Origin of the sequence: Moorena sp. SIO4E2 (assembly GCF_010671945.1) — a bacterium.
Classification (GTDB): Bacteria; Cyanobacteriota; Cyanobacteriia; order Cyanobacteriales; family Coleofasciculaceae; genus Moorena; species Moorena producens.
Genome location: NZ_JAAHIE010000438.1, coordinates 1 through 6,332 on the forward strand (window position 1 = coordinate 1; position 6,332 = coordinate 6,332).

Sequence of the window (6,332 nt, forward strand, 5' to 3'; positions counted from 1 at the left end):
CAGTTTTAGTATCTCTTGCCGTAGTGAGTGATGCTGAAGTAACCAGTGGCGGACTAATGGCACCTTTACTCTACGTTCTGTATCATCGACGAAACCGTAGTCTTTAAGTCGTTTGGTGGCTTGATACAGGGGATTAGTCTGAATCACACCATAGCCCTCTAGGAAAGATAATGGGTGTTCTGGCAACAGCTGGTGTTGGGAGATAGCTCTTTGTTGAGCTTCTGCCACCGCTAAGAATACCACTCGCTCTGGGATCGGTAAACTTTCCCACAACCCCGCCAATCCCGCTTCAGCTTTCTCAATAGCCTGCTTAACTATAAGCTCCACATCTCGGCTATAAATCTTCCACTGGTTTTCCCTAGCCCTTAAGAATAAAGTAAAGCATAGGACTTGGGTAAAATAGGGATGCCCTGCTGATAAATTGTAAATTTTTGTAACGGCATGGGGTTCATAGGTTACCACATCCTTAGCTGGTTTAGTAATTAGCCGTTGAGCACTCAGCTTATTCAGAAAACCAATTTCGTGGTAAGGTGGACTTCCAAACACCCGGACTATAATAGGCACGTCAACGAGATTCCGTCCCACTACCGCAATCATAAATAATTGATGGTGCCGTTTAATCAAGTTAGCTAAATAGGAAAAAAAATTACGCTCTTCTGATCGAGGCTTTTGGTTAGTTAAAACATCAAATTCATCCAGCAAAAATACCAAATTTTTACTCTTTAATAACCAAAAAACTTTCGGCAAAAAATTATCAAAAAAAATAGTTATATCATTGTTTAACTCTTGTTTTGAGGGCGGAGTAAGATAATCTTGTCCTAGATCAAAGTCATCCACTAAGTGATCACAAATCTCTTGAGCCAAGTTATAGATAATATGACTGAAGGGTTTGTGAATGTAGCCTTGCAAATCGAAATTAACAAAGTAAAACTGATCCGTAGCAACTTTGTTGGGAATCTGTGCCAATATTGATGATTTGCCAATTCGTCGTTGACCATGGAGTAAAATTACCTTTACCCTCTGCCTGAGGTTGTCTTCGATAAACTGAAACAGACTCTCTCGTCCAAAAAACTTGTCTGGATCATCAATTATCTTCCCGATTTCATAAGGATTAGGATGATTATAAGAATTATTAACCATTAGCCGACGATTGATGATTTGTTTAATTTTTATCCAAACCAGTCAAGGTTTGCTGCCATTTGAAGTCAGTAAGTAAGTATTAAGCTAAGGCACCAACTGTTTAATGTTGAGTGCTAATAGCTGATTTATAAGTATCTATAAACTTATCGGAATAAGCAGCAACAGTTATGCATAAAACTTTCAAGACCAGTAAGCATTCAGTGGTCAGTGGTCAGCTTATTTTATTCAAAAGCACCTCAAGGTGGCACAGGCTTTGAGACTGTGACCTAACCAATAAGCTGATAGCTGATAGCACCTCAAGTAGCATCTGAAGTAGCGCATTAGCTGAATGCTGAAGTTAGGAAAATGCAGCTAACACTATCCTCCCCCATGCCAAAGCAGTTTTGACTGTCTTTTGATTGGCCGATAGCCAGTTAATAGTCTTCGTGACTTTCTGAAGTTGAGTATGACTGATCAAATTGAGAAATCTTTCCCTATCTCCTACTATCGGATTATCAGTCTGCCAAAGTTCCTGAATCACCCACCCCTCCATAATTGATGAGGTAAATACGTAGTCTGGTTTCTTTGAGTCTTGATTGCTGCTCTGATTTGTGATAATCACCCCTTGTTCGGCCAGGTTAGTTAACTCTCGCTGGTGTTGACTAAAGATTACGTCAATGCCCCTCAAGTCAAAGTGCTTCTTATGATGGAGACGACCTTCTAACTTGAACAAGGCCATCAACATCAATAAGGTTTGCTCAACTTCGCTGCACCGTTTCCAAATCGTTTCAAATATTTGTCGTGTCTTACCTTCAAAGTCCCGAGCAAAGGCTTGGGCATCAGGGACCTTGCCAGTTTTTAGCTCTCGATAAAGCAAAAAACCAGCAATCTGGAGCAGAGCCGGATGTCCACCAGCAATGTCTTGGATCAGCTCCCGTAAGGTTGGGGTAATTGGCATACCAGCCATTAATTGATCAATGTCAGGGTCAGTAAATGGCTTGAGGGATTGGAACAGATAATGGTTGTACCAGGGAGAACTATTGGGATTGAGAGCAGGACCAAGTTCATTGAGACGGCGGAGTGAGGCCACAATCATGGATAGATATCGCCTCTCCCGAGAGTGATAGGCAATACTGCGACACTCCGTGAGAAAGGTTTCCATCTCAGCATGACTATAGTGAGGGTTTGGCCGCAGTGCCCAATCATAGTCATCCACGAGCAACAGCAAGAATTTGTGGCGTTTGCCAAGCTGCCGCAATACTTGGCGCATGCCCCTAGTGGTTGCTTTTCCCTGGTCCAGCAATGTGTCGATCTCTTCCTGAAGCTCTGGCTCACCGTCTAATTCTTTTTTGAGCAGATTAAACACTTCTTGCCAAAACCCGGAAGCTGTAAAGGGTTGAATACTTTCGCAACTCAGCAGCACCATCACAGCCTGGGATGGATCCTGTCCATACTGTTTCCAAACTTGGGGGGAAGCCAGAAGTTCCAGGAAAGAGGTCTTGCCCATGGCTGGCCCCCCCCAAATCGCTAAGTTACTGCGGTTATAAATTTGATCAAAGGCCGCCTGAATTTCTGATCGTCGTCCCACAAAACGCTCTGGGGAAACTGGCTGACCGTAGGTAAAAGGATTTTGCATCATCTTGGCTTCCATATTCAATTTTCAATTTGCATTAAATAGGACTTACGAAATTTAGTTGCTTTTGCCCCCCTAACCCCCCAAACCTGGGGAGGACAAAGTCACGAAAGTCCCCCAAGTTTGATACCGTTGGCGAAATTAATATTTGTTTACACAAGGGTAGCAGATGGGTAACTTTAAGTTCATGCTCCCCCAGAATTGGGGGTTGGGGGGCTATAAAGACTGCTGTCTTCAGGCTGATATTTCTAAATGTTAAATTCGCCAGCAGTATCAAGTTTGGGGGATTTAGGGGGCAATGGGTAAGTCCTAATTAATTATCAAAGAATTCTTTCGGGCTTGGATGCTCCCCTATTTTGGTTAACACTATTCACAAAATGCACCGATTGATTACCTGAGATCGAGATATTGTGAACGTTTGGGGCAAAACTTGTGAACCCTCTAGGTCTCGATGACTTTGTAGGTAAAATTTTGGAATAGTTATAAAACTACTATAACACTACAGTGATTTATTTCCTTAGTTTTTGACACTAACCTTAAGGGTTTTGTGACTGGAATCACGTAAGCATTCAGCCGTCAGCCGTCAGCTTTTAGCTCACGCTACTTGAGTTGCTTTGTGGCACAGGGCACAAGGGATTTGACTTTCGTGACTATTAAACCAATGCTTACCTGTTTGATTCAAAAGCTGATAGCATCTCAAGTAACGTGCCCATTCCCGTAGGGTGGCCATAGGCCAAGGCCTTTGACTGATAGCTGATAGCTGATACGCGACACGCTGATAGCTGATAGCTGAATACTTACGGAATCACAGTAACAGTTAGGTCTTATCAGGTAACCATTAAGCTATCAGTTGTTTAGGAATCAAGGGTGTTGGTGAATTACTGTTCGGTTAGTCGCTCAAGTAATTTTTTTCGCCCCCTAAATCCCCCAATACTGGGGGACTTTTAAACATCTTGCTCCCCCAAAATTGGGGGCTGGGGGGCTTAATCGAACGGTATTGGGTGTTGGGGAATTACTCCTGTTCTCAAAAGTGTGGGTTTTATTATAAACAATAAATCGACTTTTGAGAGTACCCATGAGGGTACTTGTGTTATGGTGTTTTTCTGATAAGAACAGAGCAATGAGTTGGGTTAGTTTGGGAAGTGTGGGGTTGAGCCTCTGAACCTCTCGGTTGAACCTCTGAACCTCGCGGTTGAACCTCTGAACCTCGCGGTTGAACCTCTGAGCCTCGCGGTCGAACCTCTGAGCCTCGCGGTTGAACCTCTGAGCCTCGCGGTTGAACCTCTGAGCCTCGCGGTTGAACCTCTGAACCTCGTGAGGTAGGGAACAGGGAATAGGGAACAGGGAACAGTAATTAGAAGGGAACAGGGAATAGGGAACAGGGAACAGCGAGCCCTTGGCTGGTGCGTTACGGGGCGGGCTGTCCAAACACTGAGTACGAGGTTGAACATCAGGGCAAGCCCGCCCCTAACGCACCCTACTGGACTTGGTATGCTAGTACAGAGTTGATTATCGTAGTTCCCGATTCCCGACTCCCGATTCCCGATTCCCGATTCCCTACTCCCTACTCCCTACTCCCTACTCCCTTTCTTACATGACCTCTGCTAATTCTCTTGTGCTTCTCTGGTATCGTTGTCTAGGAATTTTCCTGGCTGTGAGTTTTGCGATCGCACTCCCTGGCTGTAGCATCAGCCAATTTGAAACCAAGGCAGCTCACGTTCCCCGCATAGTCCAGAGTATTCTCAGTGACATTAACACCTTTAACTATGCCCTTAACCAAAGTGCCACCAATATTTTTGGTCTTACCTTTCAGGGTTTAATAGACACTGATGGGATAACCGGGGACATAATCCCGGGTTTAGCGGAATCCTGGCAGATTTCCGACGATAAACTTAAAATCCTATTTACCTTGAGGGAGGGGCTAAAGTGGTCAGATGGTGAGCCTTTAACCACTGATGATGTCGTCTTTACCTACAATGACATCTACCTCAACCCAGAAATTCCCACTGATTCTAGAGATATCCTCCGGGTTGGCAAGAGTCGAGCTTTACCAACGGTCAAGAAGATCGATCAGCGTCGGGTGGAATTTGCTGTCCCTGAACCTTTTGCGCCCTTTCTCCGCAGTACTGGCTTACCGGTCTTACCCGCTCATGTCCTGCAAGAATCCGTGAAAACCAAAGATTCAGAGGGTAATCCTAAGTTTCTGACCATGTGGGGGGTAGATACAGATCCAGAGGATATTATTGTCAACGGCCCTTACAAACTCAAACTCTACCGCACCAGTCAGCGGGTGGTTTATGACCGTAATCCCTACTACTGGAAAAAAGATGAACAGGGAAACCAGCAACCTTATATTGAGCGGGCGATCTGGGAAATTGTAGAATCAACGGATTCATCCTTTATTCAGTTTCGCTCCGGCGGATTAGATGCTCTCGGTGTATCCCCTGAATACTATTCCCTGCTGAAGCAGGAGGAAAAAAAGGGTAACTTTACCATCCACATCGCTGGTCCTACCCTCAGTTCCAGTTTTATCTCCTTCAATCTCAACACCGGTAGCCGGGATGGAGAGCCTTTAGTAGATCCAATTAAGTCCCGTTGGTTTAATACTCTCGAATTTAGACAAGCCGTTGCCTATGGCATCGACCGGCAAACCATGCTGAATAATTTATATCGGGGGTTAGGTGCGCCGCAATATTCTAATTTACCTGTGCAAAGCCCCTATTATCTGTCACCAGAAAAGGGGTTACCAGTGTATGACTATAATCCCGACAAAGCCAAGAAATTACTCTTAACAGCGGGCTTTAACTACAATGACGAAGGGGAACTGCTCGATAGCCAAGGTAATCGAGTCCGTTTCACCTTAATGACTAATGCTGGTAATAAGCTGCGAGAAGCCATGGGAGCACAGATTAAGCAAGACCTCAGTAAAATTGGCATTCAAGTCGATTTTACTCCCATTGCCTTCAATACCCTAGTAGACAAACTCGGCAATAGCTTAGATTGGGAATGCCATTTGCTTGGTTTTAGTGGCGGTGGCTTTGAACCCAATAATAGTTCTAATGTCTGGTCTGTAGATGGGGGATTGCACAGCTTTAATCAAAAAACCTTCCCTGGTCAATCCCCGATCCAAGGTCGTAAAATAGCCGATTGGGAGCAAAAAATAAGTGACCTTTATATCCAAGGCGCTCAAGAGTTAGATGAAAACAATCGCAAAAAGATTTATCAAGAAGCCCAACATATTAATTTAGAACACTTGCCTTATATTTATCTGATTAATCCTCTCGCCATGACCGCAGTTCGTAATTCCATAGAAGGGATTCAATATTCCGCTCTAGGAGGCGCATTCTGGAATATTGATGAACTGAAAATTTCAGAATGATAACATTGGGAATAGGGAGCAGGGAGCAGGGAGCAGGGAATAGGGAAAAGGGAATAGGGAAAAGGGAACAGTAGGAAAGAATTAGGAGGAGTTTTTGATGTTATGATCAATCAGCATTGGGTTTCATGATCTATTTAGAAATACTATATAGCGTTTCTTGCATGTGTAAGGTACACTTATCAACCTCAAAGTCCCCCTTTT

At 44.1% G+C, this 6,332-nt stretch carries 5 protein-coding genes; 2 read left to right on the forward strand and 3 right to left on the reverse strand.

All coding sequences use genetic code 11. The features are described from left to right. From F6K37_RS29765 to F6K37_RS29775, 3 genes are all read right to left on the reverse strand, one after another. Nucleotides 1–1,140: ATP-binding protein (locus tag F6K37_RS29765; RefSeq protein WP_287254081.1), on the reverse strand; the 1,140-nt coding region annotated here is incomplete at its 3' end. 337 nt (nt 1,141–1,477) lie between these two features. Then, nucleotides 1,478–2,758, reverse strand: coding sequence for an ATP-binding protein (locus F6K37_RS29770; RefSeq protein ID WP_071107822.1), 1,281 nt, complete (start codon nt 2,756–2,758; stop codon nt 1,478–1,480). A 589-nt stretch (nt 2,759–3,347) separates the two neighbouring features. Beyond that, nucleotides 3,348–3,482: a hypothetical protein gene (locus tag F6K37_RS29775; protein ID WP_287254084.1), complete on the reverse strand. Its 135-nt coding sequence runs from the start codon at nt 3,480–3,482 to the stop codon at nt 3,348–3,350. A 673-nt stretch (nt 3,483–4,155) separates the two neighbouring features. Between F6K37_RS29775 and F6K37_RS29780 the strand changes: the two genes are divergently transcribed. Together F6K37_RS29780 and F6K37_RS29785 are read left to right on the forward strand one after the other, a co-directional pair. Further along, nucleotides 4,156–4,350 carry a hypothetical protein gene (locus F6K37_RS29780; protein WP_137985501.1) on the forward strand — a complete coding sequence of 65 codons (195 nt, stop codon included), beginning with the start codon at nt 4,156–4,158 and terminating at the stop codon, nt 4,348–4,350. Beyond that, the gene (locus tag F6K37_RS29785) at nt 4,347–6,131 is read left to right on the forward strand and encodes an ABC transporter substrate-binding protein (protein WP_287254087.1); all 1,785 of its coding nucleotides are present in this window, start codon (nt 4,347–4,349) and stop codon (nt 6,129–6,131) included. The genes F6K37_RS29780 and F6K37_RS29785 overlap by 4 nt, the downstream gene beginning before the upstream one ends. The last annotated feature ends 201 nt before the right edge of the window (nt 6,132–6,332 follow it).

What these genes read in the sequence shown, in the direction of transcription:
- F6K37_RS29770 (WP_071107822.1), bottom strand. Translation starts at nt 2,758, where the DNA reads ATGATGCAAAATCCTTTTACCTACGGTCAGCCAGTTTCCCCAGAGCGT.
- F6K37_RS29785 (WP_287254087.1), top strand. Translation starts at nt 4,347, where the DNA reads ATGACCTCTGCTAATTCTCTTGTGCTTCTCTGGTATCGTTGTCTAGGA.
- F6K37_RS29775 (WP_287254084.1), bottom strand. Translation starts at nt 3,482, where the DNA reads ATGGCCACCCTACGGGAATGGGCACGTTACTTGAGATGCTATCAGCTT.